14 protein-coding genes are annotated in these 16,324 nt (G+C 72.3%); 8 read left to right on the forward strand and 6 right to left on the reverse strand.

The window, feature by feature from the left end; genetic code table 11:
- Positions 1-81: 81 nt before the first annotated feature.
- A complete protein-coding gene (locus AB0O48_RS30975; protein ID WP_357254063.1) occupies positions 82-1,224 on the forward strand; it encodes a SigB/SigF/SigG family RNA polymerase sigma factor in 1,143 nt (380 codons plus the stop codon).
- A 112-nt stretch (positions 1,225-1,336) separates the two neighbouring features.
- Here the strand turns inward: AB0O48_RS30975 and ctaD are convergent, their stop codons facing one another.
- The 5 genes from ctaD to AB0O48_RS31000 all read right to left on the reverse strand — a co-directional run bounded on the left by ctaD (position 1,337) and on the right by AB0O48_RS31000 (position 7,241).
- Positions 1,337-3,328 carry a cytochrome c oxidase subunit I gene (gene ctaD, locus AB0O48_RS30980; protein ID WP_357254065.1) on the reverse strand — a complete coding sequence of 664 codons (1,992 nt, stop codon included), beginning with the start codon at positions 3,326-3,328 and terminating at the stop codon, positions 1,337-1,339.
- 124 nt (positions 3,329-3,452) lie between these two features.
- A complete protein-coding gene (locus tag AB0O48_RS30985) occupies positions 3,453-4,181 on the reverse strand; it encodes an STAS domain-containing protein (protein ID WP_357254067.1) in 729 nt (242 codons plus the stop codon).
- Positions 4,182-4,317: 136 nt separating this feature from the next.
- The gene (locus tag AB0O48_RS30990) at positions 4,318-4,776 is read right to left on the reverse strand and encodes a DUF4383 domain-containing protein (protein WP_357572574.1); all 459 of its coding nucleotides are present in this window, start codon (positions 4,774-4,776) and stop codon (positions 4,318-4,320) included.
- 130 nt (positions 4,777-4,906) lie between these two features.
- Positions 4,907-6,064 carry a glycosyltransferase gene (locus AB0O48_RS30995; protein ID WP_357254071.1) on the reverse strand — a complete coding sequence of 386 codons (1,158 nt, stop codon included), beginning with the start codon at positions 6,062-6,064 and terminating at the stop codon, positions 4,907-4,909.
- A 193-nt stretch (positions 6,065-6,257) separates the two neighbouring features.
- Entirely contained in the window at positions 6,258-7,241 is a 984-nt protein-coding gene (locus AB0O48_RS31000) for a glucosyl-3-phosphoglycerate synthase (protein WP_357254272.1), read from the reverse strand.
- A gap of 226 nt (positions 7,242-7,467) precedes the next feature.
- On the opposite strand from AB0O48_RS31000, the gene AB0O48_RS31005 reads away from it, so the two are divergent.
- The 7 genes from AB0O48_RS31005 to AB0O48_RS31035 all read left to right on the forward strand — a co-directional run bounded on the left by AB0O48_RS31005 (position 7,468) and on the right by AB0O48_RS31035 (position 15,642).
- On the forward strand, positions 7,468-8,478 hold the full coding sequence (locus AB0O48_RS31005) for a Gfo/Idh/MocA family oxidoreductase (RefSeq protein ID WP_357254073.1): 1,011 nt from the start codon (positions 7,468-7,470) through the stop codon (positions 8,476-8,478).
- On the forward strand, positions 8,471-9,559 hold the full coding sequence (locus AB0O48_RS31010; protein WP_357254075.1) for a zinc-binding alcohol dehydrogenase: 1,089 nt from the start codon (positions 8,471-8,473) through the stop codon (positions 9,557-9,559). Before AB0O48_RS31005 ends, AB0O48_RS31010 begins: the two co-directional genes overlap by 8 nt.
- Positions 9,560-9,608: 49 nt before the next feature.
- A complete protein-coding gene (locus tag AB0O48_RS31015) occupies positions 9,609-11,387 on the forward strand; it encodes an ABC transporter ATP-binding protein (RefSeq protein ID WP_357254077.1) in 1,779 nt (592 codons plus the stop codon).
- Positions 11,388-11,461: 74 nt separating this feature from the next.
- Positions 11,462-13,753, forward strand: coding sequence for an accessory Sec system translocase SecA2 (gene secA2, locus AB0O48_RS31020; protein WP_365069479.1), 2,292 nt, complete (start codon positions 11,462-11,464; stop codon positions 13,751-13,753).
- 178 nt (positions 13,754-13,931) lie between these two features.
- Positions 13,932-14,672 (forward strand): GAF and ANTAR domain-containing protein, encoded by a 741-nt coding sequence (locus AB0O48_RS31025; protein ID WP_365069480.1) that lies wholly within the window; start codon positions 13,932-13,934, stop codon positions 14,670-14,672.
- Between the two features lie 233 nt (positions 14,673-14,905).
- Complete coding sequence (locus tag AB0O48_RS31030) at positions 14,906-15,397, forward strand: DUF2231 domain-containing protein (RefSeq protein WP_357572577.1); 492 nt, start codon at positions 14,906-14,908, stop codon at positions 15,395-15,397.
- Between the two features lie 50 nt (positions 15,398-15,447).
- Positions 15,448-15,642 (forward strand): helix-hairpin-helix domain-containing protein, encoded by a 195-nt coding sequence (locus tag AB0O48_RS31035; protein WP_357254085.1) that lies wholly within the window; start codon positions 15,448-15,450, stop codon positions 15,640-15,642.
- A 160-nt stretch (positions 15,643-15,802) separates the two neighbouring features.
- Here AB0O48_RS31035 and AB0O48_RS31040 read toward each other — a convergent pair whose 3' ends face one another.
- Positions 15,803-16,264, reverse strand: coding sequence for an SgcJ/EcaC family oxidoreductase (locus tag AB0O48_RS31040; RefSeq protein ID WP_357572578.1), 462 nt, complete (start codon positions 16,262-16,264; stop codon positions 15,803-15,805).
- Positions 16,265-16,324 lie beyond the last annotated feature (60 nt).

The raw sequence follows: 16,324 nt of genomic DNA on the forward strand, positions 1-16,324 counted from the left end.
TTTCCGGCCCGGTGCGTGGCTCGGCCACGCGCACGACCGGTTTCCCGATCCGGGCGGGGGACCTTCCTGAGGGAGGCGCGGATGTTCGGACAGACGAGCACGACCACGACCACACCACCACCCACCGAGCGGGGTCTGGAGGATCTCGACGCGGCGGCAATGGCGTACGCGGCCCGGATCGCCGGGCTTCCGCCAGAGCGGCGGGGGGAGGCCCGCGACGACCTGGTGCGCTTCGCGCTGCCGTTCGCCGGGCGGCTGGCCCGCCGGTACCGGGGGCGTGGGGAGCCACTCGAGGACCTGGAGCAGGTCGCCCGGCTGGGGCTGGTCAACGCCGTCGACCGGTATGACCCGGAACGGGGCTCGTTCACGGCGTACGCCGCGATCACCATCGTGGGCGAGATCAAACGGCATTTCCGGGACCGCACCTGGGGCGTCCACGTGCCCCGCCGACTGCGTGACCTGATCCTCGAGGTCGGACAGGCCACCGCCGCACTGACCAGTGAACTGTCCCGGGCGCCGTCGGTGGCCGAACTGTCGGCCCGACTGGAGACCCCGCAGGAGGAGATCCTCGCCGCGTTGGAGTCGGCGGCCGGCTACAGTCCGGCCTCGCTCAACGCCCCGGTCGGTGGTGAGAGCTCCGCGGAGTTCGGCGACCTGGTCGGCGAGTCGGACAACGCCCTGGAGTCCGTCGACGACCGGGTCACGGTGAGCGGACTGCTGCACCGACTGCCCTGGCGCGAGCGGCGCATCCTGGCGATGCGCTTCTACGGCAACCAGACCCAGGCTGAGATCGCCGCCCGGTTCGGCATCTCGCAGATGCACGTGTCCCGGCTGCTGTCGCGGGCGCTGACCTGGCTGCGTCAGGCGATGCTCGCCGACGCGCCGCCGCCGTGGCAGAACGGTGCCGCCGAACCCGACCCGGGCAAGACCCGGATCTCGGTGAAGCAGAACGGTGACCGTGTGGTGGTCGAGGTCGGCGGCGAGATCGACCGCGACGGCGCGGACCAGTTGCGCCGGGCCATGTTGGAGGCGGTCACCGGCCAGCCCAGCGAGGTGGTCGTCGACCTGGTCGGCGCGGGTGGGTTCGACGCCGGGGGGATCGCCGCGCTGATGGCCGGGCACGAGGCGGCGGAGCGGACCGGCGTACCGCTGCGGCTGACCCGGGTCCAACCCGCGGTACGCCGCTCGCTCACCGCCGCCGGCCTGGCACCCGTGCGGGACTGAGCCACCGCGCTGGCTCCCTCCGTCCCGCGAGATGCGGGCGGCACGCACGCACGCACCGACCGACGCGACGAGGGCCGACACCACCAGGTGCCGGCCCTGCGTCGTACGTCGGTCAGTCCTGCTCGGGGTTGCCGTCGCTGTGCGGGTGCCGCCAGCGTTCGTGCGGCTTCGGCGCGTCGTCGGCGTCCTTGGGCGCGTCGCTGTCCTCGAAGCTCGGCCGACGGACGCCTTCGGGCTCCGGCACGTCCACCGGCCTCGCACCGGATCGCGATGCCGGCTGGAAGTCGGTCGCCTCCCGGGCGCCGTGCGCGCCCTCGGCGGCCGGTGACTCCGGCGTGTGGTGCTCCATCCGCAGTTCCTCGGCGAAGTGCTGCGGCGGCTTCGTGGTGCGCTGCGGCAGGTCCCGGCCCAGATCGGCGACGAGCGGGCCGTACTTCAGGTCGAACGCGGGGCGCTCGGAGCGGATCCGGGGCATCCGGTCGAAGTTGCGCAGCGGCGGCGGGCAGCTGGTGGCCCACTCGAGGGAGTTGCCGAAGCCCCACGGGTCGTCGACGGTCACCACCGCCCCGTACCGCCAGGACTTCCACGCGTTGTAGATGAAGAACAACGTGGACAGGCCGAGGATGAACGCGAAGATGCTGGAGATCGTGTTCAGCGTGGTGAAGCCGTCGCTGGGCAGGTAGTCGGCGTACCGGCGGGGCATGCCCTCACTGCCCAGCCAGTGGTGCACCAGGAAGGTGCCGTGGAAGCCGATGAACATGGTCCAGAAGTGCGCCTTGCCGAGCCGCTCGTCGAGCAGCCGCCCGGTCATCTTCGGCCACCAGAAGTAGTAGCCGCCGAAGAGGGCGAAGACCACGGTGCCGAAGACCACGTAGTGGAAGTGCGCCACCACGAAGTAGCTGTCGTGGGTGTGCCAGTCCACCGGCGGGCTGGCCAGCAGCACCCCGGTGAGGCCGCCGAGCAGGAACGTGACCAGGAAGCCGATGGCGAACAGCATCGGCGTCTCGAAGGTGAGCTGCCCCTTCCACATGGTGCCGATCCAGTTGAAGAACTTCACACCGGTGGGCACGGCGATCAGGTAACTCAGGATGCTGAAGAACGGCAGCAGCACCTGGCCGGTGGCGAACATGTGGTGCGCCCACACCGTCATGGACAGCACGGTGATCGCGATGGTGGCCAGCACGATCCCGGTGTAGCCGAAGAGCGGCTTGCGGGAGAAGACCGGAATGATCTCGGTGATGATGCCGAAGAACGGCAGCGCGATGATGTAGACCTCGGGGTGGCCGAAGAACCAGAACAGGTGCTGCCAGAGCATCGGGCCGCCGGTGGCCGCGTCGTACACGTGCGCGTTGAGCAGCCGGTCGGCGGACAGCGCCAGCAGCGCGGCGGCCAGCAGCGGGAAGACGAGGATCACCAGCACGCTGGTGAACAGCATGTTCCAGGTGAAGATCGGCATCCGGAACATGGTCATCCCGGGTGCGCGCAGGGTGAGGATCGTGGTGATCAGGTTGACCGCGCCGAGGATGGTGCCGAGCCCGGAGACGACCAGGCCGAGCACCCACATGTTCGCGCCCACCCCGGGGCTGTTCTCGACGCTGCTCAGGGGGTTGTACGCGGTCCACCCGAAGTCCGCCGAGCCGCCCGGCGCGAGGAACCCGCCGACCACCATCAGCCCACCGAACAGGTACAGCCAGTAGGCCAGCGCGTTGAGGCGGGGGAACGACACGTCCGGCGCGCCGATCTGGATCGGCACGATGAAGTTGGCGAACCCGAACGCCGCGGGCGTGGCGAACAGCAGCAGCATCACCGCGCCGTGCGAGGTGAAGAGCTGGTTGTACTGCTCGGAGGAGAGGAACTGCATCCCCGGGCGGGCCAGTTCGGCGCGCATCAGCATCGCCTGGAGCCCGGCCAGCAGGAAGAACCCGAAGGACGTCAGCAGATACAGCAGACCGATCTGTTTGTGGTCGGTGGTCGCGAGAAATTTGATCAACGAGCCGCCGGGGACCGGTGCTCGTACCGCTCCGGGGAACCCCCCGAAGCGGGCCGGTGCCAGGATCGCCGGGCCCCGATCGCGACCGGGTTCCGTGGTTACCCGCTTGGGCATGGCTGCTCACCCCGTCGTGACGGCAGAAAGGACGGGCGTGCCTACCCGACCCTTGCACCATGTAACCAGCCCGAAGCGGTAATTTCGGTCAGATCGCCAGTACCGGCGCGAGCACCTCGAACGCTCAGGTCGCCGGAAGCATCGCCCAGACGGCCTTGCCCGCACCGGCCGGCACGCTGCCCCAGCGCTGGGTCAGCTCCCGTACCAGCAGCAGGCCCCGCCCACCCTCGGCGTGCAGATCCGTCCCGCCCGCCCGAGCCTGGGCGCTGCTGCCGTCCACCACGGCGAGGTGCAGGTACGGCCGGCGCAGGGTCACCGTCACCTGCATCGGCGTGCCGGCGTGCCGGACCACGTTACCGACCAGTTCGCTGAGCACCAGCGAGGCCGGGCCGGCCGCGTCCGGCAGGTTCCACCGCGCGCACGCGTCGGTGACCAGGTCCCGAGCCCGCCGGCAGGCCCCGGCCACCGGCTCCAGCCGGGCCCGCATCCGCAACGTGGACGTCGTGCCGGCCACCCGGGTCGCCTCGGCGCAGTCCGGCGACGTCGGGACCACCCGGCAGGTGGTCGACTCGGCCAGCCACCGCGCGGCCACCGGCGTCGGGGAGCAGAGCACGACCGGCACCGACGGCCACTCCTGAGCCCGGCGGGCGGTCGCGACGAAGACCGACAGCGCCAGCCGGTCGCGAACGTCGACCTCGGCCATGTCGACCACCAGCGCCTCCGTCTCCTCGACGAGGGCTCCGTTGAGCGCCTGGTGCACCGACCGCATGGTGCCCAGGTCCAGTGCGCCGCTGAGCCGGACGACCGCCACCGGTGCCGTGGTGCGCACGTCGCAGGTGATCCGGCTGGACATCGGCGCCCTCCATTCGCTGCTGGGTCGGGATCTGCCAACTACCCGACGCCCCGCCGCGTCAAACGGGATGGGCGGCGAGGCGAGCCAGGTCACGCACCGAAGCGGCAGGTCACGGGCGGTGCCGGCGCCGGCATGGTCACGGCCGGTGCCGGCTGGTGCCGACACCCAGCGCGATCATGCCGGCGCCGAGTCCCAGGTGCAGCCAGCCGTCGGCGTTGTTGACCGGCAGGACGTTCGCCCCGGTGTCGTGGTCCACCGCCAGCCCGTACAGCCACAACACCAGGTAGACGGCGCCGCCCCCGATCAGGAACGCCCGGGCGCCGGTGACCGTCCGGGCCAGCACCAGACCCGCCACCCCGAACGCCACGTGCACCAGGTTGTGCAGCACCGACACCTGGAAGACACCGAACAGGTACGCGCCCGAGTCGTGGCCGGCGAAGCGCAGGGCGTCCATGCCGCTGGTGATCCCCGGCACGAAACCGAGCGCGCCGACCAGCAGGAACAGCACCCCCACCGATGCCGCCGCGCGACGTACCGGCGGCTTGCCGTCAGCCGGGTTGGGGCGCGCCCGGGAGTGCGCCATCGATCCGACCATCACCGGCTCCTCGCTGCGCCGCGGGCATGAGGCTGCCGGGCTACCCGCTGCCGCCACCGCCAAACCCGCGCCACCGTTGCGGCCGTGTCGCCGGTCCGGCCGCGCCACCGGTCCGGCCGAGTCGCCGCCGTCAGGCGGGGAGCAGCCTCGGCGCGCTGGCCAGCTGGCGGACCCGCTCGTACAGCTCGACGTAGCGCTGCGCCATGACCGCGGGGGTGAACCGCTGCGCGGCGACCCGCCGGCACTCGTCGGGCTCGAGCAGTTCGGCGGAGAGTACGAGGTCGTCCAGCTCCTCCTCGTCGGTGGTGAGCAGACCGGTGCGGCCGTGCTCGATCAGCTCCGGCAGGCAGCCCCGGGAGGTGGCCACCACCGGCGTGCCCAGGGCGAGGGACTCGACGACCGCCGTGCCGCCCGGCTCCTCCCAGCGCAGCGGGAACAGCGACGCGCGGGCGCTGGCGAGCAGGTCGTCGCGCTCCTGACCGGCCACGGTGCCGACCCAGCGGACCAGGTCGCCGTCGACGTGGGGCGCCACCTCGTCGAGGAAGAACCGCACGTCCGGGTTCTGCCGGGCCTCGTCGCCGGCCGCGGCCAGGTCGGCCGGCCGATGGTACGGGCCGACGGGACCAGCCAGCACCAGCGGAACGCCGATCCGGTGCGCGAGCCGGGCACCCACGTCCTGCCCCTTGCCCGGGTTTATCCGGCCCAGGATGAGCAGGTGCTCGCCCTTCTCCGGTCGGGGCCGCCGATCGGCGTCGACGGCGAGCGGGGTGGACAGGTGCACGTGCCCCACCGAGTGCTCCCGCAACGCCAGCGGAGCGCGGGCCAACTGCGACGCGGAGACGCCGTTGACCCGGACCCGGTCGCCGCCGTCCAGACCGCCGTAGAGCGCCGGATGCTTGGCCAGGTCCCAGTGCAGGGTGTGCAGGGTCGGCGGGCCAGCCGGTCCCATCGCGGCGAGAGTGGCCAGCCCGACCGCCTCGACGTGGTCGTGCACCAGGTCGATGTCGTCGCGGGAGTGCAACTCCCGCACCACCCCGGCCAGGTGCGCCTGGGCGATCCCGCAGACCTGGTTGTACGGCCGCTGCAACGCGGCGAACTGCCCGTCGGCGAAGACCGACACCTGTTCGTCCACCGGCAGGGTGCTGCTGCCCACCGAGGCGAGCACCACCCGTACGCCGAGTCGCCGCAGCTCCGGCACCAGCGTGGCGATCACGTTCTCGATGCCGCCGTAACCGGGTGGTGGCACGGACAGCCACGGGCCGGCGTTCATCAACACGGTCAGGCTCATCGCGCCCGTCCCTTCCTGCCGCTCACGGTGCCCCCGGTTCGCGACTGCGGGGCTCGCAGGACCGGCTCACTCCTCGCGCTCACGGTGCCTCCGGTTCGCGACTGCGGGGCTCGCAGGACCGGCTCACTCCTCGCGCTCACGGTGCCCCCGGTTCGCGACTGCGGGGTTCGCAGGACCGGCTCACTCCTCGCGCTCACGCGGCGGCCACCCGGCGGCGGGGCACCCGGTGGCGTAGCTCGGCCAGTGGGGGGCGCTCCTCGATGGACACGTCGCTGACCACGATCTCGCGGTCGAGGTTGGGCAGCGTGTCGGAGCCGCCGCGACGGAACTGGGTCAGCAACGACTCCGGCACCAGCCCGGGAGTCGCCCAGCCGCGCCGCTGCAACCGGGACCAGGCGGTCAACATGATCTGGGCGGACATCCGGCCGAGGGCCGCCGTGTCCTGGTGCCGGTGCTTACGCTCACCGAGGTCGACCTGCGCCATCGCGTCCAGGCCCACCAGGTCGAGCAGGTCGATCATCATGGCCGTCTCCACCCCGTACCCGGAGACGAACGGCACCTGGGACAGCACGTCCCGGCGGCCCGCGTACTCGCCGGCGAGCGGCTGCACGAAGCCGGCCAACTCGGGCCAGAACAGGTTGAGCAGCGGCCGGGCCATCAGCTCGGTCACCCGGCCGCCGCCGTCCTGCTCCACGTTTGCGGCGCCCACCAGTGGGCGGTGATAGAAGCCCTTCACGAAATCGACCGACGGGTCGGTCAGCAGCGGGCCGAGCAGTCCGCTGACGAAGTGCGGGCGAAACTCCCGCAGGTCGGCGTCGATGAATGCGACCACGTCACCTTCGGCGGCGGCCAACCCGGCCCAGAGCGCGTCGCCCTTGCCGGTGAGTCGGGGCAGCCCTCGGGTCATCGCGTCCTGGCTGACCACCTCGGCGCCGGCGGCGCGGGCCACCTGCGCGGTCCGGTCGGTGGACCGGGAATCCACCACGATCAGCTCGTCGACCAGGGCGACCCGATCCATCAGGTGCTCCCGGATGGTCGACACGATCGCGCCGACGGTGGCCTCCTCGTTGCGGGCCGGCAGCACCACACTGACCCGCGTCGTTCCCTTGGCACGCAGCAGCCGACGTGCCGGCCAGTCGGCCGCCGACGTCGTCCGGTACGTGGCCCACGCCTCCACCACCGGTGACACGCTTGTTGTCGTATCCCGCACGGGCACCCCTCCGTTCGTGCGTGGAAAAACCAAAATTGGTTGTTCCCAATCGCCAGCACGCTCTAACCGCTTTTCCGGCAACAGCTTGATCACAACGGTGACATGACCGCGTTCCCAGGGGATGAACGTTTGATTGCGCACACCCCAGGGGACTGCTCCCACCGCACATGAAAGGTCTTCGAAGGGGTGTCGAATGCGTGTAAGCCGGGTGGGTCTGGTCGGAGCCGGTGGAGTGGCACAACGCCACGCGCGGGTGCTGACCGGATTCGACGACGTGGAGTTGGTCGCGGTCACCGACGTCACACCGGAGGCGGCGTCCGCGCTGGTCGCGCAGCACGGCGGGCGGGCCTGCGCCGACGTCGCCGAACTGCTGGCCACCGGCCCGGACGCGGTCTACATCTGTGTGCCGCCGTTCGCGCACGGTCCGGCGGAGGAAGCCGTGATCGAGGCCGGCGTGCCGATGTTCGTGGAGAAACCCGTATCGGTCGACCTGGGTACCGCCGAGCGGATCGCCGACCTGGTGGCCCGCAGCGGGCTGCGCACCGCGGTCGGCCACCACTGGCGTTACCTGACGGTGCTCGACGAGGCCCGCGCGTTGCTCGCCGACCGTCCGGTGCGGATGGTCAGTGGCGCCTGGCTGGACAAGGTGCCCCCGGTGGCGTGGTGGTCGCGGCGGGACCGCTCCGGTGGCCCGGTGGTCGAGCAGGCCGCACACGTGCTCGACCTGATCCGCGTGCTGGCCGGCGAGGTGACCGAGGTCACCGCGTACGGCAACGGCACGCCGCCACCTGTCGACGGCGCCGACATCGACTCGGTGACCACCGCCGCCCTGCGCTTCGCCGACGGCGCGGTCGGCACGCTCAGCGCCGCCTGCGTGCTGGGCTGGAAGCACCGCGCCGGGTTGGAGATCCTCGCCGACGGGCTGGCACTCGCGCTGAGCGAGGACGGCCTGACGATCCGCGACGCCGACGGGGAACGACACGTCCCGGCCGACCCGGACGCCGCCCGGGTGGCGGTGGACCGCGCCTTCGTCGACGCCGTACGGGGCATCGGCGACGACGTGCGCGTCCCGTACGCCGAGGCCCTCGCGACCCAACGGCTGGCCCTCGCGGTGGCCGACTCGGCCCGCACCGGCGCGACCGTGCGGCTGACCACCCCGAGCCTGCCGGCGGTCCTCGACACGGGGGTGACCGTCGATGCGTGACACGGTCGTGGTGGTCACCGGTCCGGGCCGCGTGGAGCTGGTGGAGCAGGACGCCGCCCCGCTGCGCCCCGGCACGTTCCGGGTCGAGACGCTGTTTAGCGGCGTCTCGGCCGGCACCGAGCTGAGCTACGTCAAGGGCACCAACCCCTACCTGAACGTCACCTGGAACGCCGACCTGGGGCTGTTCCAACCGGGAGCGGCGAGCACGCCGTACCCGGTGACCCGGCTGGGGTACATGCAGGTCGGCCGGGTGGTGGAGAGCGAGACCCCCGCCGTCGCGGTGGGCACGGTCGGCGCGATGACCTACGGGCACCGCACCGGCTGGCTCGCCGACCCGGTCGCCGAGCGGTTCGTGGCGCTGCCCGACGACCTGGACCCGCTGCTCGGTGTCTACGTCGCGCACATGGGTCCGATCTGCGCCAACGGTCTGCTGCACGCCGCCGCCGACCTGCACGGCGCCGACGTCCGCTCGCTCGGCGACGGGGTACGCGGCCGACGGGTCGCCGTGGTCGGCGCGGGCGTGGTGGCGCTGCTGACGGCGCTGTTCGCCCGACGAAACGGCGCCGCCTCGGTGGTGGTGCTCGATCCCACCCCGCACCGCCGGCAGGTCGCCGAGGCGCTCGGTCTGGAAACCCTCGACCCGGACGCGGACGACCCGGCGGTCGTGCTCAAGACCCGGTGGGCGCACACCGCCGGTGACCGCGGCGCCGACGTGGTGTTCCAGTGCCGGGGGCAGGCGTGGGCGTTGCAGCTCGCCCTGCGGCTGCTGCGGCCCCAGGGCACCGTCATCGACCTCGCCTTCTACCAGGGCGGGGCGGACGCGGTCCGGCTCGGCGAGGAGTTCCACCACAACGGCCTGTCGCTGCGCTGCGCGCAGATCGGCCGGGTGCCGCGCGGACTCGCCCCCACCTGGGACCGGGAGCGGCTCTCCGCCGAGACCGTCGACCTGCTCCGGACCTATGGCGACGTGGTCCGCAAGCACCTCGTCTCCGCCGTGGTGCCGTTCGACCAGGCGCCGACCCTGCTCACCGACCTGGCCGACCGTCGCCGCCAGGAGCTACAGGTGGTGCTGTCCGCCTGAGGTGCCGGAGCGGACCCGCCGGGTGACCGGGCCGGCTACCGTTCGCGGAATGAGCACCTCGCGAGGCCGGCCGGACGGCGACACGTCGCACGGCCGGCCGGTCGGTCTGAGCGCACTGCTGCCGTATCTGCGGGAGCACCGCGGCACCCTGGTCGTGGTGGGCGTGTTGTCGCTTGTCGGCGCGGCGGCGTCGCTGGCCCAACCGCTGCTCACCCGGTCGGTGCTCGACCGGATCAGCGCCGACCAGCAGGTCTCGGACCTGGTGGCGGTGCTGGTGGCCCTCGTGGTGCTCGCCGCGGCGATCGGCGGGCTGCGCGACTACCTCCTGCAACGCACCGCCGAGGGGTTGGTGCTGGGCACCCGGCGGCGGCTGGCCGGGCACCTGCTGCGGTTGCCGATCGCCGAGTACGACCGGCGGCGCACCGGTGACCTGCTCTCCCGGGTCGGCTCGGACACCACCCTGTTGCGCGCGGTCGTCACCGCCGGGCTCTTCGAGACGGTCACCGGGACGGTGATGGTGGTCGGCGCCGGCACCGCCATGGTGCTTCTCGACCCACTGCTGTTCGGCGTCACCCTGCTCGGGGTGGCGCTGGGGCTGGGGTTCGCGGCCACCTTCGCCCGGCGGGTCCGGGCGTTGGCCCGCACCGCCCAGGAGCGGATCGGCGAGATGACCTCGGCGGTGGAGCGGGCCATCTCGGCGGCCCGCACCATCCGGGCCAGCCGGGCCGAGACCCGGGAGACGGAGACCGTCACCGGCAGCGCCCGGGAGGCGTACGCGGCGGGGCTGCGGGTGGCCCGGGTGCAGGCGGTGGTCGGGCCGATCGGCTCGCTGACCGTGCAGGGCGCCTTCCTGCTGGTCCTCGCCATCGGTGGGGCCCGGGTGGCCGCCGGCGCGATCACCGTGGGTGACCTCGTCGCGTTCGTCATGTACCTGTTCTTCCTGGCCCTGCCGCTGGCCCAGGTGCTGCGGGCGTACACCCAGTTGCAGTCCGGCCTGGGCGCCCTGCAACGGATCGAGGAGATCCTGGCCGTGCCGGCGGAGGGCGCGGCGGACCGGCCGGCGCCGGCCGGCGCGACGGCGACCCCGCGCGAGCCCGCCCCCATGATCGAGTTCGACCGGGTGGGGTTCGGCTACCCGGGCGGCGAGCCGGTGCTGCGCGAGGTCAGCTTCGCGGTGCCCGCCGGCACCCGTACCGCGTTGGTCGGGCCCTCGGGCGCCGGGAAGTCGACGCTGCTCGCGCTGGTCGAGCGCTTCTACGAGGTGAGCGCCGGGGCGGTCCGGATCGACGGCAGCGACGTGCGGGACCTGCCCCGCGACGCGCTGCGCGCCCGGCTCGGCTACGTGGAACAGGAGGCCCCCGTGCTGGCCGGCACGCTGCGGGAGAACCTCCTGATCACCACCCCCGATGCCACCGACGACCGGTTGCGCGGCGTCCTCGACGAGGTCAACCTGAGCCACCTGGCCGAGCGCACCGCCCAGGGGCTGGACGTCCAGGTGGGCGAGGGCGGGGTGCTGCTCTCCGGGGGTGAGCGGCAGCGGCTGGCCATCGCCCGCGCGTTGCTCGCCAGCCCGCCGGTCCTGCTGCTGGACGAGCCGACGAGCAACCTCGACTCACGCAACGAGGTCGCGCTGCGCCGTGCCATCGACGCGGTGGCCGTCCGCCGCACCCTGTTGATCGTGGCCCACCGGCTCGCCACCGTGGTCGACGCCGACCAGATCGTCGTCCTCGACGGCGGTCGGGTGGTGGCCGTCGGCACCCACGCCGAGCTGACCGCCACCGACCCGCTCTACCGGGAACTCGCCGCCCATCAGCTGCTGGTCGGCTGACACCGACGGATCCGGTTCAACTTGCCGGCGGCCGGGCCGCGCAAGCCGCTTCGAATCGCGTACCGTTGCCGCTCATGGGTGTGTCGCAACGGTTCAAGAGCAAGTTCCGGCGGTTCCTCCAGCGGCCCGGCTCGACCGTGGATCTCGCTCCGCTGGAGAAGCTGCTGCCGGCGATCGAGGCGCGTGCGGACGAGCTGGCCGCGCTCGACGACGCCGAGTTGACCGAGGCCGCGGGTGCCGCCGTCGGCTACGAGGAGATCTGCGCCGTCGGCCGCGAGGCCGCCCGCCGGGGCCTCGACCAGCGGCCGTACGACGTGCAGCTGCTCGGCGCGATGTCGCTGCTCTCCGGCAAGGTCGCCGAGATGGCCACCGGTGAGGGCAAGACGCTGACCGCCACGATCGCCGCGTACGGGCATGTCCGGCTCGGCAACGGGCCGGTGCACGTGCTCACCATCAACGACTACCTGGCCCGCCGCGACGCCCAGTGGATGGAGCCCGTCTACACCCTGCTCGGCCTCACCGTGGGCTGGGTCAACGAGGCCTCCACCCCGCAGGAGCGGCGCGAGGCGTACGCCTGCGACGTCACCTACGTCTCGGTCAGCGAGGCCGGCTTCGACTACCTGCGCGACCAGCTCGTCACCGACGTCGACGACCGGGTGCAGCCGCCGCTGAGCACCGCGATCGTCGACGAGGCCGACTCGATCATGATCGACGAGGCTCGGGTGCCGATGGTCCTCGCCGGGGCGGTGCCGGGCGAGCAGGACCCGGTGCACGCCGCCGCGGCGCTGGTCCGCGGGCTGCGCAAGGGCAAGCACTACACCGTCGCCGAGGACGGGCGCAGCGTGGCGTTCACCGCCGCCGGCCTGGCCGCCGTCGAGGCCAAGCTCGGCATCGACCTGTACGACGAGGAGCACGTCACCCAGCTCTCCGCGGTCCACGTGGCGCTGCACGCGCACGCCCTGCTCAACCGTGACGTGGATTACATCGTCCGGGACGGTTCGGTCGAGCTGGTCGACGAGATGCGCGGCCGGGTGGCCCAGCGCCGCCGCTGGCCGGACGGGCTCCAGGCGGCGGTCGAGGCCAAGGAGGGCCTGGACGCCACCGCCGAGGGCGAGGTGCTCGGCACCATCGCCGTGCAGGCGTACATCGCGCTCTACCCGAAGGTCTGCGGGATGACCGCCACGGCGGTGCTGGTCGGCGACCAGTTGCGGGAGTTCTTCGACCTCGAGGTCGCGGTGATCCCGCCGAACACCCCGTGCATCCGCGAGGACGAGCCGGACCGCATCTACGCCACCCGGGCCGAGCGGGACGAGGCGCTGATCGACGAGATCCAGCGCTGGCACGCCAAGGGACGGCCGATGCTGGTCGGCACCCTCGACGTCAAGGAGTCCGAGAGCCTGGCCGCCGGGCTCAACGCGGCCGGGGTGCCCTGCGTGGTGCTGAACGCCAAGAACGACGACGAGGAAGCGGCGATCATCGCCGAGGCCGGCGCGTACGGCGCGGTGACCGTGTCCACCCAGATGGCCGGCCGGGGCGTCGACATCCGGCTCGGCGGCAGCGACCAGAGCGACCAGGAGCGGGTCACCGAGCTGGGCGGGCTCTACGTGATCGGCAGCGGCCGGCACGACAGCCGCCGGGTGGACGACCAGCTGCGCGGTCGGGCGGGCCGGCAGGGCGACCCGGGAGGTTCCGTCTTCCTGGTCAGCCTGGAGGACGACCTGGTCGTCCGGCACGCCGCCGACGCGGTGCCGCCGTCGCCCCGGATGAACGCCGACGGCCTGGTCACCGACGAGCAGGTGGACTACGCGGTGGAGCACGCCCAGCGGGTCGCCGAGGGCGTCAACCACGAGATCCACCGCAACACCTGGCGCTACAGCGTGGTGATCGAGCAGCAGCGCAAGGCCCTCGCCGCGCGCCGGGAGCGGCTGTTGACCAGCGACGTGGCCGCGGTGATGCTGCTGGAGAAGGCACCGGAGAAGGCCAGCGAGATGGACGAGGACCTGCTCGCCCGGGTGGCCCGGTCGGTCGCGCTCTTCCACCTGGACCGGCTCTGGGCGGAGCACCTGGCCGAGCTGTCGGAGGTCCGTGAGGGCGTGCACCTGCGCGCACTGGGCCGGCTCGACCCGCTGGACGAGTTCCACCGGGCCGCCGTGCCGGCGTTCAACGACCTCGTCCCGGAGATCGAGGCCCGCACCATCGCCACCTTCAACGAGACCGAATTCGATGAGGACTGGCAGCCCGACGACGGCACCCTGGTCCGGCCCACCGCCACCTGGACGTACCTGGTGCACGACAACCCGTTCGGTTCGGAACTCGACCGGCTCATCGCCTCCATCGGTCGACGACTCAGCGGAGCCTCGCGCTGATACACGCAGTCGGGCCCCTGTCACCGCGCGTCCGGGTGGCAGGGGCTCCGATTTGCGCCGTTTCGGCCCTGGTATCGCGGGTAGTAGCACTGTTCGGTTGAGTCGGGAGAGAGCAGACGATGACACAGGTGACGATGCCCGCCGGGCAGGCGCGAGGGTGTACGGAGGCTGCGAACCGGTGAACCTCGACACGCGGGAACCGGTGGTGCAGAGTCTCGGCGTCCTGGAAACAGCCGCACTGTTGCGGGAACTGACCGCCGGCCTGATCGCGCTGACCGATTTCGATGAGGCGTTGCTGGCGCTGGTCCGGGTCACCCGCGACGCGGTGGCCGGGGTGCGCTGGTGCGGGTTCACCGCCCTGCGCGCCGGCGAACCGGCAGGCGTGGCTGCCTCCGACGAGCGGCTGGCCGGCCTGGACGACCTGCGGCACGGCCCGGACTCGCCGGCGATGAGCGCGATCCGCCGCCGGGAGATGATCCTCGCCGCCGACCTGGCCGGTGAGCCGCGCTGGCCGGTCTGGACGGCGCGTGCCCGCGACCTCGGCGTACACGGGGTGATCTCGGCCCCGGTCGACATCGACGACCAGGTGATCGGGGCGATCAACCTGTACGCCGGCTCACCCGACGTGCTCACTCCCCAACACCAGTTGACCGCGATGCTGCTCGCCGAACATGCCGGCCTGCTGCTGGCCGCCGTCCGCGACCGCGGCCGACAAACCGCTCTCGCCGGGGAACGGGACGCCGCGCTGCTGCAGGACGGGGTCGTGGGCCAGGCCATCGGCGTGATCATGACCCAGCGCGGGTGCCCACCGGTCGAGGCCCTGGAGGTGCTGCGTACCGCCGCGTCGTCGTTGGACATCCCGCTCCGCGAGGTGGCCGAGCGACTGGTCCGGACGGTCTCCCGCCAGCGCGACACCTGACCACCGGCCGACCGCCGCCCGCTTTCGGCTGATCGACTCGGGTTTTCTGACGTCGGGGTGTCCGGGGCCTGCCGACGGCCCGGTTTCCCGGAAACCCGAGGCGATCACGCGGCCTGGCGCCCTCGGGTGCCCGTTCTCCCTGCTGGCGGGGAGTCGGGCGGCATCGTTTCACGGCGAGTGGTCTCGGGTAGCACTCTGGGTCAGGTGCGCTGCGCCGACCCGGGGGAGGATCCATGCAGAGCCGGCTGCGGGTGCAGGGCCACCCGATCCAACCGATGCTCGTGACGTTCCCGCTCGGGCTCTTCGTGAGCGTCGCCGTCTTCGACCTCACCGACCTCCTCGGCGGGCCGGCGTTCCTGGGTGAGGTCGGCTACTGGACGACCGTCGCCGCCCTCGTCGCCGCCGCGCTGACCGCGGTGGCCGGCATGGTCGACCTGTGGGACGTGCCGGGTGACCGCACCCGCCGCACCGCGGTCGCCTTCAACCTGGTGAACACCGCGATGGCCGCCATGTTCCTCCTCACCTGCCTGGTCCGGTCGCAGTCCCCGGAGCGTGGCGCGTCCGCCGCGATCCTGGTCACCGAACTTGTCGCGTTGGCTGTCGGCGGGATCGGCGTGCACCTGGGCGCCCGGCTGATGCGCCAGTTCGACACCGGCCGCGCGGAGGCCGGCGGCCTGGAGACGCTCGCCGGCTCCCCGGTGGAGATGTCCCGCCCGCGCCCCTGATCGGCCGCGCCGGACCGGCCGGTGTCGGAGCGGCTCTCTATCATCCGCGCATGACCTCGCCGCTGGACACACTTCCGAAGATCGGTGCGCCCGCGACGCGTGCCCTGCACGGCGCCGGCTACACCACCCTGCGCCAACTCGCCGGCGTCCCCCGGTCGGACCTGGCCAAGCTGCACGGCATGGGGCCGAAGGCGCTCGGCATCCTCCAGGCCGCCCTCGAAGAGCACAACCTGGGGCTCGGCTGAGGCCGGTCGCTGCCAGCCGCCACCGCCCGCACTCGACGACCGACCGGCGCTTGCTCCTGCCTCCCTGCGGCCGTCCTGGGATTGCCGACGTGGGAGCGGATGCGCTCGCCGGTGTCCGGCCGGACAGGCGGACAGCTGCCGTCGTCGGTGTGGTTGCGGGTCAGGAGCGACTGCTGGCCTCGACAATGGCGGCACGCATGTCGGCCGTGTGTTCCTCAGCGAGGTCCGACCGGCCGTGGTACTGCGCCGGGGTGTTGTGGAACAACGCGACACGCCACGTGCCGTTGTGCTGCACCGCGACCAGCGACTGCACCGCGTTCACCGCCGGGTTCACGTCTGTGTGGCCCGGCGGGACCATCCCGACCCGCGCTCGCAGCAGCGCGACCGCCGGACCGAGTGGACGTACCTCCTGCACTCTCCACACGTAGGAGGCGGTCGGGTGGTCCGTGAAGATCGGGACCAGGTGTTTCTCCAGCTCCGACGCGTCGACTTGGCTGCCGTCGAAACCGATGAGCGAGGCGTCGTCAGTGAACAAGGAGGCGTACCGCCGCGCGTCGCGGTCGTTCCACGCGCTCAGCAAGTCCTCGTAAAGCCGCCGTATCGCGGCATCTTCCTCAGCCATGCCTCGCATCCTGCCACCCGGGAGGGACGGCGCACTGGCCAGCGCCACGCCGCATGCCTG

Origin of the sequence: Micromonospora sp. NPDC085948 (assembly GCF_040686315.1) — a bacterium.
In the GTDB taxonomy this organism is placed as follows: domain Bacteria; phylum Actinomycetota; class Actinomycetes; order Mycobacteriales; family Micromonosporaceae; genus Micromonospora.